Annotated in this window: 9 protein-coding genes; 2 read left to right on the plus strand and 7 right to left on the minus strand. The window is 48.8% G+C overall.

The annotated features are described in order from the left end of the window. Positions 1 to 5 precede the first annotated feature (5 nt). From H8B13_RS07195 to H8B13_RS07210, 4 genes are all read right to left on the minus strand, one after another. Positions 6 to 3,155, minus strand: a complete 3,150-nt coding sequence (locus H8B13_RS07195; protein ID WP_187310112.1) for a SusC/RagA family TonB-linked outer membrane protein — start codon at positions 3,153 to 3,155, stop codon at positions 6 to 8. A gap of 208 nt (positions 3,156 to 3,363) precedes the next feature. After that, entirely contained in the window at positions 3,364 to 4,704 is a 1,341-nt protein-coding gene (locus tag H8B13_RS07200; RefSeq protein WP_222841357.1) for a c-type cytochrome, read from the minus strand. A gap of 170 nt (positions 4,705 to 4,874) precedes the next feature. Beyond that, positions 4,875 to 6,332, minus strand: coding sequence for a SusD/RagB family nutrient-binding outer membrane lipoprotein (locus H8B13_RS07205; RefSeq protein ID WP_187310113.1), 1,458 nt, complete (start codon positions 6,330 to 6,332; stop codon positions 4,875 to 4,877). Positions 6,333 to 6,410: 78 nt separating this feature from the next. After that, entirely contained in the window at positions 6,411 to 9,536 is a 3,126-nt protein-coding gene (locus tag H8B13_RS07210) for a SusC/RagA family TonB-linked outer membrane protein (protein WP_187310114.1), read from the minus strand. 387 nt (positions 9,537 to 9,923) lie between these two features. Between H8B13_RS07210 and H8B13_RS07215 the strand changes: the two genes are divergently transcribed. Together H8B13_RS07215 and H8B13_RS07220 are read left to right on the plus strand one after the other, a co-directional pair. After that, entirely contained in the window at positions 9,924 to 12,923 is a 3,000-nt protein-coding gene (locus H8B13_RS07215) for a SusC/RagA family TonB-linked outer membrane protein (protein ID WP_187310115.1), read from the plus strand. Between the two features lie 32 nt (positions 12,924 to 12,955). Continuing rightward, a complete protein-coding gene (locus H8B13_RS07220) occupies positions 12,956 to 14,371 on the plus strand; it encodes a RagB/SusD family nutrient uptake outer membrane protein (RefSeq protein WP_187310116.1) in 1,416 nt (471 codons plus the stop codon). 63 nt (positions 14,372 to 14,434) lie between these two features. Here H8B13_RS07220 and prfB read toward each other — a convergent pair. From prfB to H8B13_RS07235, 3 genes are all read right to left on the minus strand, one after another. Then, a protein-coding gene (gene prfB, locus H8B13_RS07225; RefSeq protein WP_187310117.1) for a peptide chain release factor 2 occupies positions 14,435 to 15,512 on the minus strand; the annotation gives its coding sequence in 2 pieces (ribosomal slippage) (positions 14,435 to 15,460 and positions 15,462 to 15,512; 1,077 coding nt in all). Between the two features lie 118 nt (positions 15,513 to 15,630). Beyond that, on the minus strand, positions 15,631 to 16,695 hold the full coding sequence (locus H8B13_RS07230; RefSeq protein ID WP_187310118.1) for a branched-chain amino acid aminotransferase: 1,065 nt from the start codon (positions 16,693 to 16,695) through the stop codon (positions 15,631 to 15,633). A 182-nt stretch (positions 16,696 to 16,877) separates the two neighbouring features. Beyond that, complete coding sequence (locus tag H8B13_RS07235) at positions 16,878 to 17,426, minus strand: cob(I)yrinic acid a,c-diamide adenosyltransferase (RefSeq protein ID WP_187310119.1); 549 nt, start codon at positions 17,424 to 17,426, stop codon at positions 16,878 to 16,880. Positions 17,427 to 17,458 lie beyond the last annotated feature (32 nt).

The following is a 17,458-nucleotide window of genomic DNA, read 5'->3' on the forward strand; positions in this document are numbered from 1 at the left end:
ATCAATTAGAAGGTTAGGCGAATCGAAGCGCCATAAGTGCGTGCTTGTGGCAACGCATTAAACTCCAGACCCTGTGAGTTGCTTTGGCCCTGAGCATTTACCTCTGGGTCAATGTGAGGCACATTAGGAGCATACAAGAATACGTTGCGAGCATTAATGCCCAACTCAACGTTACCTAAGAACGTCCGGTCGGTTAGTGCCTTAGGCAGTGAATACGTCAAGGCTACTTCACGCAAGCGGATCCAAGAGGCATCAAATACCACGAACTCTGCTTTGCCAAAACCATAAAGGTCATCGAAGTATTCCTCTGCAGTAATCTGAACATTGTTTGGAGCGAAGCTTCCATCTGCTTGCTGAATCACACCCTTTGTAACATATACATTGTCACGATCGGCGGTTTCTTCTGCTGCACCCTGACGACGCAAGTCACTTACGTTACGAGAGATAATGTCGCCACCATAACGAACGTCCAATAGGGTGTTTAAAGTAAGACCCTTAAAGGTGAACGTGTTTGTGAAACCACCGGTCCAGTCTGGGTTTGGGTCACCTACGATTTTGTTGTCCAAAGCTAGCTGAGTACGACCTTGAGCATTGAGCAACAAGTCACCCTGTGGTGAGCGCTGGAATACGCTGCCAAACAGAACACCATAAGGCTGACCAGCAATCAAGCGAGTACTTGGCGACACGAAACCACCCAAAGTAATTTGCTCTACACCGGGCGCTAACGATACAACTCTGTTACGAATGCGTGACCAGTTGATCGAGTTGCTATAAGTGAAGCTACCTGCTTTTATTGGAGTAGAAGTAACAAGAATTTCTATGCCTTTTGCTTCTGATTTACCAATGTTCTGGAAGATATTAGTGAAACCTGAAGCACCAGCTACTGGTACTTGGAAGATGATGTCTTTACTCTGCTGGTTATAAACAGTGCCTTCGAAGCCTAGGCGACCACCGAAGAAGCTCAGGTCAAGACCACCTTCATAAGTAGTCGTAAATTCTGGACCTAGATCAGGGTTGCCACCTACGTTACCCAAGGATTGACCTAGTTGACCACGGAAAGGGAAATTGATAGCAGGACCAAAGCCATCTGCTGGGTTGTTAGTAGATGCGTAGTAAGTATCTGTAGAATATACTGGAGCCTCACGACCTACAGTAGCAGCAGCACCTCTGATCTTACCCGAAGTGAAGATTTTGTTGTCTTTCAATACAGGAATAGCATCAGTGAATACAACGCTAGCAGATACACCTGGATAGAAGTAAGAGCGATTCTCTCTGCTGAAAGTAGAAGAGTAGTCATTACGACCTGTTAGGCCCAAGAAAGCGAAGTCTTTGTAGCCTACGTTCAGGTCGCCATAAAAGCCAATCAAGCGTGTTGCTGTCTTGTTGCCGAAGGGAATGAATGTTCTAGTGTTGGCGATGTTGTTGAAGCCACGCACTTGAATATCGCTACCCGTTACACCCACATCACTGGTGCGACGTTGGTTAATCTCATTACCCAACAGCAAACGCACATTTAAATCCTCCGTGATGTTCCGGTTCAAAGTGAGGTTCAAATAGGAGCTAAGCTCACGACGGGTGAAAGTCTCATCCAAGATGTTACCTACAACGGTCGGGTTCGTATTAGATATGCTAGTTCCGCGGCTATCGCGGGCGTTTACATATTTAAACTCCTGAGCATAAGTGTCAGTACCGAGTTTGTAGTCCAAAGACAACCAATCAGTGAAATCATAGCCAAGGCTAACGTTACCTACAACACGGTTGATTTCGTCATCGTACGTGTTGTTCTTAATAGTCCACAATGGATTGTCATCATTGCTGTACCACGTGTTAGAAGGAACAAATGTACCTGTAACAGCTGCACCTTGCTGCCCACCGTTTGGCAACTCGAAAGGATACTTGTTTACATCGTAGCTACGGGGCAAGAACCAGGTCCGGAAGAAGGGGTTAGACAACTGGTTGCCTTGAGGAGTACGTTGAGAAACGCTATTAGAGAAAATGACGTTTACGCCAGTACGCAGTTTCTCAGTGAGTTGAGCGTTACCATTAAAGGTAACAGTGTTACGCTTAAGGTCGTTTCTGTCCAGAACGCCTACTTCATGTAGGTTGCCATAGGAAGCGAAATAGCGGGTCCGCTCAGTAGCTCCAGATAGAGAGACGTTATTTTGGAAGTTAGAGCCCGTTTTGAAGATATCTTCAATAACATCAGGGTTAATAGTCAAAGCCTCCTCTTCGCCGCGGAAGTTGGTGATTGTTTGACCAGTTGCACGAGGTCCCCAAGATCCTTGGCTAATTACGTTAAATACGCCACGGTTACCTTGACCATAGATGTTCTGATAATCGGGTAGGCGCCCAACTTTTACCACGTTGTAATTTGAGGTGAAGTTCACCGACTGTTTCTTAGACCCTAGAGTTGCACCTCTCTTAGTAGTAATAAGAATAGCACCTGAAGCAGCACGTGAGCCATAAAGTACGGCAGCAGCTGGCCCCTTCAGGATAGAAACCGTCTCGATGTCATCTTGGTTGATGTCAATAGCGCGGTTAGAGTTTGATACACCACCCTGTAGACCGTTGGTGCCACCGCTGTTGTCGATCGGAATACCATCCACTACGAACAAGGGCTGGTTGCTACCATTGAACGTGGTTAGACCACGAATGAAGATGTTGGAGGATGAACCCACCATGCCGTTAGAGGCCTGAACGCGTACACCAGCTACCTTACCAGCAAGCGAGTTTACAACGTTGGTCTGACGCGCTTGTGTAAGCTCTTCAGCCTGAACCTGGGACACTGAGTAGCCTAGTGATTTCTTTTGAGTTTCCTGACCGAGTGCCGTCACAACTACTTCGCTAAGTTGTTTAGTGTCGCCGGCCAGAGCCACATTTAGCTGAGCATTTGTACCTATCTCACGCTCTAACTGAATATAACCGATAGAACTGAATACAAGAATGCCTCCTGTAGCGGGCACTGTCAAGGTGAAGGTACCATCAGAGTTTGTTGAAATGCCATTGTTAGTGCCTTTTAACAATACTGTGACACCTGGCAATCCTTCCCCTGATTGACGGTCTGTTACCCGTCCCGATACATTTCGGTCTTGAGCCGTGACTTGCTGTAGCAAGGTGAACATGAGCAATATGCTCATGAGTAAGATTCTTTTCATGCAAAAAAGGTTTGGGTAAGAAGAATTGTGAAACTTAACTTTTGCTCCGCTAAAAATAGCGACGAAATGTTTAAAACAACATTTATAATCTTTTTTCGTAGCGATCTAATAGTTGAGCTATTGTATTTAAATGATGTAAAAAATTACATTTCTTATAAGATATCATACTGAAAATTGGCAAAATTATACAGATGAGTCTCGATCCCTATCAGATTCGTTTTTCTTGATCTCCTTTTTCATAGGGAAGAAAAAGCATTATCAGGTTCAGCATTTCGCTTCGGCTTTCCATCAAATCCTGTGAGATAATAGTTTGGGGGGGCGAAAAGGGGTTGTTTGGGTTGTTAGCCGTATTGTCGTAAGTGCCCTCTACTTGAATTACTGACCCTTTAGGAATTAGCGTCAAATGGCGAAATTGATAGGACTCCTGCCAGCGGAAGTCCCATTCTGGAATACTGACCAATGGAATTTGCTTTCCTCCAGGAGTTGTTGCCCACGCTTTGAATTTTTTGCCAATCAGGTGCATATGCGGCCAGACGTAGAGCAGCGATAAATCGGTACTTGTCTTTAGCTCAACCCGAAACTTTTTGACGCTGTCAGCAGGAATAACCAGCGGTGGCTCAATGGTGCCCAAGCCACCTGAACCAATGCTGGTGGCTTGAATCTCACGTGTGATAGGCGTCTTAGTAAAGTAGAGCTTGATTTGAGACCAGTCGGTTGTATCTACGCCAGAAGGGCCATAGTGAGCAGTCAGGAGAATGACTCCCCGCTTAGGCATTGTAAAACCTATCCCGGTCGGAAACTCCTGTTTGCTTGCCCCAGGTATCCAACCACCATAATAGGCCACATGCTGCATGAGCGGTTGAAACTCTTGCAGATTGGTCAGGAACTGATCTGATAGCACATAGTCTTGACCAGCATTGATGTCGATTTCGGGGCCTACCGACTGTACGGCATAATTAGCGTGGTGCAAAAGAGCACGATTACCCGGTACAAATTCCACTGCCTGTACATTCTGATTAGCAGGTATCTCAAATGGAATCTTGAACATGACAAAGTTCTCTGTTCCGTTTCCGCGAATAGCAAAAGCCTTTTTAGGTCGTAAAATCAGGTCAGGCTTACGCTGGGGGGCTTTTTCGGCGGTTGGCACCGAAGCCGTACGTGCTACTTCAGGTCCACGCTTGGCTCCTGACTCGGTCCAGCGGCGAATGAGGGCTATTTGTTGGTCGGTCAGCCGCCGCTCATTGGCAAAGGAAACGTAATGCGGATCAGCCTTCCAAGGGGGCATATACCGGCTTTGTGTCACCGACTGAATCGTGCGTGCTCGGCGTGCCACATCCTGAAAGGTGAGCAGCGAAAAAGGCGCCGCGCCGCCGGGTTTATGGCAGGAAGTACAATTGCTCTGAATGATGGGAGCAATGTGCTCATTGTAGGTTACTGCCTTCTGTCCTAGGGCGCCGGATATGCTTAATAAATTGAGTAGGATAAAAAGTCCTATATAGTTAGCGCGTGTCCGACGCTGAGCCGCACGACTAAGAAAGGGAAGATACATAACAGTGGGTGGGGAGCAATTCTATCTAAAGCAACAGCACAAGGGGAAATTTACGGACAAATATTTAGGCTTCTGACTTCTACTAACTCAAATCATGTTGAGTCTGGATTTTAATAGCACAAAAAAAGCCCCCCAGATGGCTGGGGGGCTTTTTTATAGAAGAGATAAGATTAAAACTTATCCCACCAAAGTTTAGTCGTCAAGTTGTCAGCGCCTTGGTTAGCAACTGCCGCTTGATAGTTGGCCAAGTTCACCGACTGTTCGTTGCCGGGGTAGCGGAAACGAGTTGGGAGCTTAGTCAAAGCAGCTTCTGGGCCGGGCTTCAAATCATTCGGGTAATCCAAACGACGATACTCCGACCATGCCTCCAAACCTTGTTGAAACAAAGCAATCCACTTCTGATTACCAATGCTCTGCTTGTAGTTAGCAGCATTATAAGCAACAGCGGGTTGAGCTAGGTAAGTTGTGATTGCTGCAGATTCGATTCCGAACTGCTCCATCGAGGCACGAATAGCAGCGGTATAGGTAGTAGCAGCATTGCCAGCAACGATACCACGAGCAATTGCTTCAGCTCTGAAGAATAACACCTCAGCGTACGTCATCAGTACACCGGGAGCATCGCTACGAGTGAAGTAGCTACCAAGTCTAGAGGTTTTGCTTAGACCCAAACCATTAGCTGTTTCGGCGTCAATACCATTTGGTACACCTACATAATCACCGCCAGCTTCAGGCTTCTGTGCATAAACTGCCAAGCGAGGATCATTCAAAGCGGTGAGCTTCGTTACCAGCGTCTTACTTACCCGGTGATCATCGCGTGTTTTGCGGTTTTCGTTGATTGGGTTGTTGTTCGGCGCCGCGCTACGATAAACAAGTTGGGCATTATCAGCATTGCTCTGGAAAAGAGTAGCAGGGCTAGCTAATACCTCTTTGATGATCCCCTCTGCGAAAGCTTTATTTTCAGGTTCAGTATCTGTCATACGCATAGCGAGGCGCAGACGCAGCGAGTTGGCAAACTTCAGCCAATGCGTCATATCGCCATCGAAAAGGATATCGCCAGAGATGGCGCTTCCTGATGCATCAATCAGCGTAGTAGCTTGCTTCAATTCACCCAAAATGCCCTTATAGACATCTTGTTGCTTATCGTATTTAGGTTGCAAAACTCCCTCTTTTGCACGCAAAGCGTCAGAATAAGGAATGTCACCGTAAATATCCGTTAGCAGTGAGAAGGTGTAAGCCCGCATGATCAGACCAACAGCCTGATAGTTTGGATTCTTCTGCTCTACACCCAGTTTTGTGATGAGATTGAAGTCCTCTAGGCCTTGCGCATAGAAACCATTCCAGATATTCTGGTAGGTAGTAGTGCGGAAGAAATAAGCATCCTCATCCGGATACTGAATCTTCGCCATGTGTTGAACGATGATATCGCCACCATCCATGCTTGCCTCTACACCAAATTGACGGTCTATCGTCGACTCAAGTGCATTGGTCAGGATAAAAGACGGCGTAGCAACCTCCGCTACGTTGGGGTTCTTATTGAGTTCTTCGAAGTCTTTTTCGCAAGCCCCCAATCCCAACATAAGTGTAAAAGGGACTATCAGAGTTAGCTTCCGATACTTAGAAATGTTCATATAATATTTGATTTTAGAAGTGATAACCAATTGTTGTGACGGATTAGTCGCATACAACAACCAGTCATTTATGATTCCTTACAGCGTGAGGTTTACGTTGAAGCCAATGCTGCGCGTTGAAGGAATCTGACCGAACTCCAAACCTTGGGCGTTGCCGCTGCTGAAAGAAGTCTCTGGGTCGATGTTAGGAGCATTAGACTGAAGGATAGCCAGGTTACGACCAACTACAGACAGTCCAATCGTGCTGAAAGGCGTTTTGCTGATCAGGCCTTTTGGCAGCTGGTAGCCCACTTTAATCTCACGCAGCTTAACGAACGAAGCATCATAAATGCTAGACTCAGCTACGCTGTTGCTGTAGTAACGCTTCGTGTAGCTTTCAGCCGCTCTAGTAACGTCGTTCGGACGGTACGTGCCATCAGCATTTGCAATTACACCTTCACCAATGATACCGTTTTCACGGCCGCGGAGTGAGTTGGCAAATGTACCAGCATAGTTACCCCAAGTGTTACTTACTGAGTAAACATCACCACCCTGACGGGTATCGATCAATACGCCGAGGTTAATACCTTTAAAGCTGAACGAGTTACTGATACCACCAGTCCAGTCTGGGTTTACATTGCCCAATACCTTGCGGGTTGGATCAACGATCGGACGGCCAGAAGCATCGTTGATGATTTGACCTTTGTACTGGCCTTCCTCTACGCGACGGAAGCCGTTACCAAACAGCACACCGTAAGGCTCACCTACGCGAGCTTCTACGTTTGCATTCCATTGTCCACCAAGTACCAAGGTTTTCAAGTCGCCATTCAACTCTTTCACCTCATTACGGTTCAAGGCGAAGTTGGCTGTCACATTCCATTGGAATGGGTTCTCCGGGTTCAAAGGAGCGAAGTTCAGAATAGCTTCAATGCCTTTGTTCTGGATGACACCAGCATTTACAAGTGCCGTTGCAAAGCCCGTAGAAGAAGATACTAACTGATTGAAAATCTGGTCAATTGAGTTGGTGTTATAGCCAGTTAATTCCAAGCCAATACGATTCTCGAGGAAACGCAATTCGATACCAGCTTCTAACGACTCCGTACGCTCAGGCCGCAGATCGGGATTGAGCAGGTCATTGCTGGTTGTAATGGCTGGGTTGCTGCCGAAGGGCGTATTGAAAGGGTAGATGTTAACCAGTTGGTATGGATCCTGACCACCGTTACCCACCTCTGCATAGCTAGCACGCAGTTTAGCAAACGACAGGAACGAGTTTTCAATACCCAGAGCTTCAGTCACGATCAAGCTACCATCAATAGAAGGATAGAAGAGGCTGTTGTTCGCGTCAGCAAGCGTCGAATACCAGTCATTACGACCGGTTACTCCAAGGAATGCAAAGTTCTTAAAGCCCAACTTAGCTGAACCGTAGACGCTATTCACACGCAGTCTGTTGTTTACGCTAGAAGGCTGAGTGGCAATAGCAGAGTTGGCCAAGGTGTAGATACCTGGTACTGCTAGTTCTGGAGCAACACCGCTGATCCGCTCCACTTTGTTATCGCGACGGTTTGCACCTAAAGCGAAGTCGATGTTGAAGTTTTCATTCAAGTCTTTGTTAGCAGTAGCCAGAATCTCTGAGTTACGCTCATTCACGTAGTACTCATCTTCTGCGTAGCTGCCTCTCAAATTCTCGATATCACCTACAGCAATACGACGCTGACGCTTCTCAGTGTAAAGGTCATTGCCAGTACGTGCCGTGATATTCAGCCAGTTAGTCAGCATGTAAGTTGCCGAAAGCTGGCCGTTGATACGGTCACGCCGATCATCGTTGGTGTTCTCGTTGAGCGTGAAGTATGGGTTGTTGTGGTAGTTGTAATTCCAGTTATACTTCTCACCATCACGCTCGTAGTCCTTCAACTCCGAAATGTCTACCTGACGGCCGAACCAGCTGAACTGCTGCATAACGTTCTGACCACTGTAGCCTAAGCCGGGACGACGACCACGGTTCTGAGTATAGGTGATGTCAGTAGATACTTTGAATTTCTTGGTGATGTCTGTGCCACCACTTACCGAAACGGTGTTCCGCTTCAGGAAGGTGTTTTCTAGGATGCCCGTCTGATCTAGGTTAGTATAGGAAAGACGGAAATTAGCCTTTTCAGAAGAACCCGATAGAGAAACATTATTATTGAGAGTGCGGCCAGTGCGGAAGAAGTCACGCACATTGTCGGGGTGAGCTACCCAAGGGGTAGGAACACGGTTGCCAGCAGCATCTACTGGTGAGTTAAACTGTGGGATCAAACGGCCATCGAGGCGTGGGCCCCAGCTTTCGTCCGAACCATCATTCACGCCACCGCCAGCACCATCCACGAATTCAAATTCACCGCCGTTGCCCTGGCCGTATTCGTTCTGGAAATCAGGTAATTTCAAAACAGAATCAAAGGTAGTCGTGCTATTTACGCTGACACCTAAGCCCTGCTGCTTACGACCAGATTTGGTCGTGATTAACACTACGCCGTTAGCAGCCCGTGAACCATAAAGAGCAGCTGCGTTAGCACCTTTCAGTACCGTGATAGACTCAATGTCATCAGGGTTGATGTCTGAAGCGGCATTACCGTAGTCAACACCGCCGTTTCCGTTGGCGGGAGAGAAGTTGGAGTTGTCGATTGGCAAACCGTTCACTACGAAGAGTGGCTGGTTGTTGCCGGTTATCGAACGGTTACCACGAATAACAATACGCGACGAGCTGCCAGGTGAGCCACCATTGCTATTGTTGATAGCAACACCAGCAATGCGGCCTGACAGTGAGTTAACCACGTTCGACTCACGAGCCTGGGTTAGAACTTCACCTTGAACGTCCTGTACGGAATAGCCCAGAGACCTTTTTTCCTCGGTACGACCCAAAGCTGTTACGACTACTTCGCCTAGCTGCTTGGTATCGGTGCCTAAGCTAACATCGATAACTGACTCAGTACCAATAGCGCGCTCCACGTTTACATAGCCGATAGAGGAGAAAGTTAAGGTGGTAGCTGAGGCAGGTACACTAATAGAGAAAGCACCTTCAGAGTTGGTAGAGCCACCCACAGAGGTACCCTTCACGAGTACCGTAACGCCTGGCAAGCCTTCGCCAGTGCTGCGGTCCGTAACCCGACCAGTAACGGTTCTATCCTGCGCGATAGCCTGCTGCAACAAGCTCGTCATCAACAGAATGACCATAAATAAGAGTTTTTTCATTGGGTTAATAATTTGGTGAGAGAAAGGAAAAAATTGAATTAGTGAGTGAATAACTATAGCAAGTATAGGTTAAAATGATAACTCAGCAAAGGTTGAAAATTAAGTATAGTGCTAGCAGGGCCACTTTTTAGATTAAAAACATGAATTATCATGTAAAATATAGTGGTTCTGTAATTTTGAATATTTCGAATAAGAAGTTGCTTGTTTATATAATTTTAGCGTGTTGACATATTGGTTCCAAGATGGTTTATCAGTAGTCTATATAAGGGAAACATAATTCTTGAAAACTTTTTCTTAGCTTGTCGGGGAAAACCATACTTTTCACTAATTTATTTCCATCCCTCCCACCAAACTGCTTTTTTAAAAAACCAAACAATCTTAACTCACATGAAAAAAAATCTATTCATTATCTTCTTGATGGTCACTGCGCTGTTGCAGCAGGTGGTGGCCCAGGATAGAAGTATTTCCGGAAGGGTAACCGACGCGTCAAGCGGCCAGGGCCTACCGGGAGTAACCGTTCTCGTTAAGGGCACAACAGTAGGTGTCTCAACTGATACAGATGGAAGTTTTAGCTTGAGTGCGCCTGCTTCAGCCTCCACCTTGACTTTCTCCTCTATTGGTTATCTGACGGTTGAGCGGCCAATTGGTAATTCCAGCACAATCAATGTGCAGCTAGCAACCGATACCCGCCAACTGGAAGAGGTAGTAGTAACGGGCTTAGCTACCTCTATTAAGCGGTCCAACTTAGCTAACGCTGTAACAACCATTTCTGCTAAGGAGCTAGTGGGCAGTACCCGCCCAGTAACAGTGGATGCTGCTTTGAATGGCAAGGTGGTAGGCGCTAATATTTCTCAGACGTCAGGTGCGCCAGGTGGCGGTGTCGCTATTCAGCTACGCGGCATTTCCTCGCTTACTGGCGGTACGCAGCCACTCTATATTATTGATGGTGTGTATGCCGTAAATGCCGAAGTGGGCAATGGAGCTGGAGCCGCCGCTTTTTCGGCCGCCGCTTCTACCACTGCCGGGCGTAGTACGCAGGATAACCCAGTTAACCGCCTTGCTGACCTAAACCCCAATGATATTGAAAGCATTGAGGTGCTAAAGGGTTCGAGCGCGGCGGCTATCTATGGTACTCGCGCTAACGCTGGCGTAATTATCATCAAAACGAAGCGTGGGGTAGCTGGTCAAACCCGTGTTAGCTTCAACCAAGATTTGGGCTTTGCCAAGGCCTGGAATCTGCTGGGTAAGGAAGACTGGACGAATGAGAAGATTGACCTCAACTATACCGGTGCCCGCGCTACTCTTGAAAAGCAACGTTTGGCAGACGCGCAAGCTAGTGGTCAGATATACGATTACGAAGAGCAGATTTTCGGCAATACTGCTTTTCTGCGCAATACTTCGTTGAGCGTCTCGGGCGGTTCGGAGAAAACGAAATTCTACGTGGCCGGTACCAGCACCGATGAGGGTGGTATCGTTGATCGTACGGGTTTCAAGCGCAACTCTATTCGCGCCAACCTTGATCAGAAAATAGGAGAGCGTATTGACATTGGTATCACGTCTAGTTTCATTCGTTCGCAGAACCGCCGCGGATTCACGGGTAACGATAACCGTGGTGTAAGCCTCGGCTATACCTTAGGCTATCTGCCAAGCTATGCTCAATTACAGCCCAATGAGGCAGGTATATTCCCAGACAATCCATATGGTGGTGACAATCCATTGGCAATCGTAGCGCGGGCTGTAAACGAAGAAAATACGAATCGTACGGTCCAAGCCGTTAACGGTACGCTTCGCATACTGGAGAATGAGACATCTTCCCTGCGTCTGGCTGTACAAGGCGGTATTGACTATTCCAATAGTGACGCGATATTGGCATTGCCTGCTGATCTACAGTCGCAGCGCAACCTGCCTAACCCAGGTGCAGTGCGTGTGCTGAAGAATCAGTTCTTTAACTATAACCTCCAGGGATTCTTAGTGTATGACTGGCGCTTGGGCGAAACTATCAACCTCACTTCGCAGGTTGGAACGGTTCGCTTAGGGCTTGATCGTAACTTGAGCTTTAGCCAAGGACAAAATTTGGCCCCCGGCGAACCGCTAACTCCGAACCGTAGCTCACTGGTAACCCAAGAAGTGGAACTTGGCTCCGAGCGTGATATCGGTCATGTGGCGCAGCAAGAGGTTAACTTCAACGACCAGATCATCGCTACTGCTGGTGTGCGTTTCGACAAATCGAGCCGCAATGGGGACCCTAACAAGTACTATGCTTTCCCCAAGGCTTCATTGGCAGTTAACATCGCTAAGTTTGGCTTTTTCGATCTGCCAGCAGTGAACTTAGTAAAGCTACGGGCAGCTTACGGTGAAACCGGTGCTCCTGGCTTCTTCGGCTCTACTTTCTCACCCTTGGTTAACACAAGTACTGGTGGCCGCGTAGGCTTCCTGCCATCAACCCTAGTAGGCAACCTGGATATCGGGCCAGAGCGCGCCACAGAGTTTGAAACTGGCATAGATCTCGCCTTTCTTGAGAGCCGCATCACTTTGGAGGCAACCTACTATAATAAGGTAGCCAAAGACCTGATCAATTCGTTTGTATTGGCCCCAAGCACTGGAGTAACTTCTATTCGTGCTTTCCCAGTAGGTGACTTGCAAAACCGAGGCATAGAACTGTCTCTGGGTGTTACCCCTATACGCAGCGAAAACTTTAATTGGGTATCAACTACTCAATACTGGTTTAACCGCACGGAGGTGACCCGGATTGTGGTACCAGCCTTTAATACTGGTTTAGGTTTTGGCAGCGGATTTGGCCGTAACGTATTCACGTTAGGTGAGTCGCCCTCGCGCTGGTATGGCACTCCCGTAAATGCCGTCGACAATGCAACTAATCCTAGCTTCCTGACTCGCTATCAAGAGGCTCAACCCAAGTTTCAAATGTCCTTCTTAAACAACTTTACACTGTTTAAGAATATAGAAGTATCCTTCCTGCTGCACTGGCGCAAGGATAGCTACACGAGCAACCTAAGCCGTTTGCTACAAGACGAAGGCGGCACCACGAAGGATTGGAGCCAAGATGACGACAATGATGGCCAAGTGAATGGTTTGCAGCGGCCAAACTTGCCGGCTAGTGAGTACATTCAAAATAGTGGCTATGTACGCCTACGTGAGGCCAGCATTTACTACTCAGTACCGGCTAGCATACGCACGGCCATCTTCAAGGACTTCGTACGCAACATTCGGATAGGTGCATCAGGGAACAATTTGATCACCTGGACTGATTATGTCGGCTACGATCCGGAGGTTTCGAACTTTGGTTCAACCTCCAATGGTGCTCAAGTGGATGTTAGCAGCTTCCCCAATACTCGGCGTGTGTTCTTCCACATAGGCCTTGATTTTTAATCTTTCCTTGATCTAATCTACTTATGAATAATATGTTGAAGTTTCAAGCTCGGCCCTTGCTGATGGCGGGCGCTCTGGCTACTTTGCTTAGCGCAAGCAGTTGCAGCCTTTTTGAAATTGATGAGGTAAACGACCCCAACAATGCTAGCATTGAGAGTGTAGTTGCCAATGCCAGTCAAGCGCAACTGAATGCGTTGGCGGTAGGGGTAGAGGCCTCACTCCGTTTAGGACACGCGAATAATAGCTCGTATAATCAGATAGTGGGAACGTTGGGTCGCGAGGTTACTGTGCTGGCCCAAACGGAAAGCCGTTGGTATCTGGAGCTACAAGGTCGTCGAGGAAGTACGGGCAATACAAGCGTGGATGTACTCGACGATGCAGCCTTCTACAACGGGCAGTACACTGATTTTGCGCGCGTAGGTCGGGCTGCCCGTATTTTCCGGGCTTCTGCTGAGGCAAGCAATGTCATTAATGCGGAGCAGAAGAGTGGTGTCGCTGGTTTTACTCGTACCTATGAGGCGCTAAGCAAGCTGCATCTTCTCAATTTGCAGGGAGAGAATGGTATCCGAGTTGACTTGGACGATATCAGGCGCCCTGGCAAATTTGTTACGCAAGCCGAAGCACTAACCAACATTCGTCAGCAGCTCGATCAGGCTGACCAAGATTTGGCAGGGGCTGGTGCTGCCTTCGCCTTCCCACTCTCGAGCGGCTATACTGGCTTCAATACGCCTGCTACCTTCCGGCGCTTTAACCGAGCATTAGCAGCCCGGGTAGCGCTTTACCAAGCTGATTATGCTGGCGCCCTGACTGCCCTAAGCGCATCTTTCTATGATCGGGCGGGTAGCCTAACTTTGGGTCCAAAGCTTGTGTTCAGCCCAACTACTGCTAGCGATGTAGGTAACCCCTATTTTCAAGTAGCCAATGGTGACCCCTCCACCCTAGTGGCCGTGCCTAGCAACTTCGTAACTGAAGCTGAAGCTGGTGATTTGCGCTTGTCGAAAGTGGCACTTCGCACGAATCCTCGGACGTTGGGTGGCGTGACGGGAGCTTATGAGGCGCGGGTATTTGCGTCGCAGACTGCGCCCCTCGATATCATTCGCAACGAAGAGCTGATTCTGATTGCGGCTGAAGCGCGGGCCAATACGGGTGATCTGACAGGTGCCCTGGCTGATATCAATGCTATCCGGACCCGGGCGGGCGGGTTGCCAGCCCTTACAGCTGGCTCGCTTGCTGGTGCCCCTCAATACATCAATGAGATATTGAAGCAACGCCGCTATTCCTTGTTCTATGAAGGTCACCGTTGGATTGATCTGCGTCGTTTGAATCGGTTGAATCCGAATCCAGCGCCGGGTCAAACGCTTGCTTTCACAGATGCTCCTTTCCGGTTGTTTCCCCGTCTTGAGCGGCCAGCAGCCGAAAAGCAGTGGGATATTGCTAACCCTCAATAAGCTTATTGAGTAACAAAAAAGCCCCCCAGCCATTGGCTGGGGGGCTTTTTTATGCGTTGTGGTTTAATTCTGCATCAGGAAACCCTTGATGTACTCGTCGAGGTCGCCATCCAGTACGTTTTGTACATCGGTGCGCTCTATTCCGGTACGCAGGTCTTTGATTAGCTTGTAAGGGTGCAACACGTAGTTGCGGATCTGCGAGCCAAAATCAATACGCTTCTTGCCAGCTTCTACCTTGTCACGCTCTGCGTTGCGCTTATCAATCTCAATCTGATAAAGCCGCGACTTCAGCATGCGCAAAGCGTGCTCTTTGTTCATGAGCTGACTGCGCTCAATCTGGCATTCGATGATGATGCCGGACGGAGCGTGCTTGAGACGAACGGCAGTCTCCACTTTATTTACATTTTGCCCCCCAGCACCGCCAGCCCGGTAGGTATCCCAGGTAATGTCGGCCGGATTTATCTGAATATTGATCGTATCATCAACCACAGGGTAGGCGAATACCGAAGCGAACGAAGTATGGCGCCGGCCGCTTGAGTCGAAAGGGGAGATACGCACCAAGCGATGCACACCAATCTCGCTTTTGAGGTAACCGTAAGCAAAGTCACCGCTGATTTCCAGTGAAGCTGACTTAATACCGCCGCCTTCACCGGGCTGGTAGCTGACCTGGCGCACCTCAAACTTGTGCTTTTCGCCCCACATGATGTACATGCGCATGAGCATCTCGGCCCAGTCCTGGCTTTCGGTGCCGCCCGCGCCGGGGTTGATATCGATAATGGCCGAAAGCTGGTCTTCCTCATCGGAAAGCATGCGCTTAAATTCAAGCTCTTCCACAGCTTTCTGGGCCTTGTCGAACTCACGCTGCATTTCCTGCTCAGTGGCTTCGCCTTCGCGATAAAAGTCGAATAGTACTTCGGTGTCGGCTACGGAGTTGGCTACGGCTTCGTAGTCATCGGTCCAGACCTTAATAGACTTGATATCTTTCAGAATGGTCTCAGCCTTTTTGGAGTCATCCCAAAAGTCGGGAGCAGTGGTTTGCTCCTCGGCAGCTTCTATTTGGGCTTTGCGGTTATCGTAGTCAAAGATACCTCCTCAGGGCCTCAGCGCGGCCCTTCAATTCCTTAACCTGATCTTGGGTCATGTGGGAACAGAAAAATGGATACTAATTAGGAAAGCGGCAAAGGTCCGCAAAATAAAGCGGTCAGCCTTGTAGTAGGCTGACCGCTTCACGAATAAGCTGTAACTAACTGACCAGCGCGTTATACGCTTACCATCCAGCCGTGCGTATCGGGGGCTAAGCCATTGCGAATAGCATCCAAGGCTTTAGAAACCCGCTTCGAAACGGACTCGGGGCCGCTGGGGGGCAAATTGTAGTCTTGGTCGCGGTAGCCGATGGTAGCAATCGGCGCGATGGTCGCCGCGGTGCCTACTCCAAAGGCTTCCTGCAACGTGCCTTCGGCCTGCGCTTTCAATATCTCATCAATTGAAATCTTACGCTCCTCTACTGGCAAGCCCCAATCGCGGGCTATTTGCAGCACGCTTTTGCGCGTGATACCATCCAGAATAGAGGTGCTCAGAGCAGGTGTAATGATGCGGCCATCAATGACGAACATCACGTTCATCGTGCCCGATTCCTCTACGTAGCGGTGCTCTGAGGCATCGGTCCACAGCAATTGCTGGTATCCTTCTTGGTTAGCTTTTTTGGTGGGCAGCATAGCCGCTCCGTAGTTACCGGCCGCTTTTGCATAGCCCGCACCGCCTTCAGCCGAGCGAACAAACTTCTCTTCAAACCGAACCCGCAATGGTTTATTATAATACAAGCCTACAGGGCAGGTAAAAATCATGAAGCGGTAAGAGTTGGAAGGACGAACCCCCACGAAGCCATCGGTGGCAAACATGAAGGGGCGGATGTACAGCGCACTGCCCGGTCCGTCGGGAATCCAGGCGGAATCGAGACGAACGAGCTGGGTAAGGCCCTGCATGAAAAGCTCCTCGGGCAGCGTAGGCATGCACATGCGTTCGGCCGAGGCATTGAGGCGGTGAAAGTTGTCGAGGGGGCGAAACAGCGCTACTTCGCCATCAGCATTCTTATACGCTTTCATGCCCTCAAAAATAGCCTGACCATAGTGCAGAGCTGAGTTGGCAGGGCTGACCGCCATATCACCGTAAGGAACAATCTGAGGCTCCTGCCACTCGCCATCGTGGTAATCTACCGCGAACATATGGTCGGAGAAAATCTTGCCGAACTCGAGCGTGCTAGCGTCAAGGTTCGACAGGCGAGAAGCTGTGGTACGCTGCGTCCGAATGGTCAAGGTATCAAGCATAGGGTGGATGATAGAAAAGGGTGGGTAAAGTATGAAACGGCGGACTGGGGTGGGCAGTTGCCACCGCTCGTGGTACAAAGATAATCTACTAAAAGCCGACACTCATGAATGTCTACTTTGGGGATAAAGCGGGCTTTTTAAACTCAATATAATAAAAATGTCCCCTAGCTACCCTGAGCCAACTACAATCGCGCTTTCCAGGTTACTTCTTCAGCACCAAGGTCTTGCGCCATCTGTCGGCTTAGCACAAACAGATAGTCGGATAGTCGATTCAGGTAGATAACAACCAACTCGGCCACGAAAGATTCTTCGCTCAAATGGATAGCCAGCCGCTCGGCACGCCGGCATACGCAGCGCGCTACGTGGGCATACGATACCGCCACATGGCCGCCCGGCAGGATAAAGGCACGCAACTCCGGCAGCTGCTCGTTCATGCGGTCCATCTCGCTTTCCAGCAAGAGCACATCTTCCTCGTGCAAATCCGGAATCTTCATCTTCGACTTCTCCGGGTCGGAGGCTAAAGAGGCGCCGATAGTAAAGAGGCGGTCCTGAATTTCCTTGAGCAAGTCGCGGCGGGGAGCATTTACTTCCTGGTCACGGACCAAGCCGATGTAGGAATTGAGCTCGTCCACGGTGCCGTAGGTCTCGATGCGCAGACTAGCTTTTGAAACACGGGTGCCGCCGATAAGGGAGGTAAGTCCTTTATCGCCGGTTTTAGTATAAATCTTCATTATTTTCAATCAACAGTAGCGCGACTAGCAAT

This window comes from Hymenobacter sp. BT188, from assembly GCF_014333585.1.
In the GTDB taxonomy this organism is placed as follows: domain Bacteria; phylum Bacteroidota; class Bacteroidia; order Cytophagales; family Hymenobacteraceae; genus Hymenobacter.

Coding starts and splice junctions, on each gene's coding strand:
- H8B13_RS07195 (WP_187310112.1), bottom strand. CDS start 3,155: ATGAAAAGAATCTTACTCATGAGCATATTGCTCATGTTCACCTTGCTA.
- H8B13_RS07200 (WP_222841357.1), bottom strand. CDS start 4,704: ATGTATCTTCCCTTTCTTAGTCGTGCGGCTCAGCGTCGGACACGCGCT.
- H8B13_RS07205 (WP_187310113.1), bottom strand. CDS start 6,332: ATGAACATTTCTAAGTATCGGAAGCTAACTCTGATAGTCCCTTTTACA.
- H8B13_RS07210 (WP_187310114.1), bottom strand. CDS start 9,536: ATGAAAAAACTCTTATTTATGGTCATTCTGTTGATGACGAGCTTGTTG.
- H8B13_RS07215 (WP_187310115.1), top strand. CDS start 9,924: ATGAAAAAAAATCTATTCATTATCTTCTTGATGGTCACTGCGCTGTTG.
- H8B13_RS07220 (WP_187310116.1), top strand. CDS start 12,956: ATGTTGAAGTTTCAAGCTCGGCCCTTGCTGATGGCGGGCGCTCTGGCT.
- H8B13_RS07230 (WP_187310118.1), bottom strand. CDS start 16,695: ATGCTTGATACCTTGACCATTCGGACGCAGCGTACCACAGCTTCTCGC.
- H8B13_RS07235 (WP_187310119.1), bottom strand. CDS start 17,426: ATGAAGATTTATACTAAAACCGGCGATAAAGGACTTACCTCCCTTATC.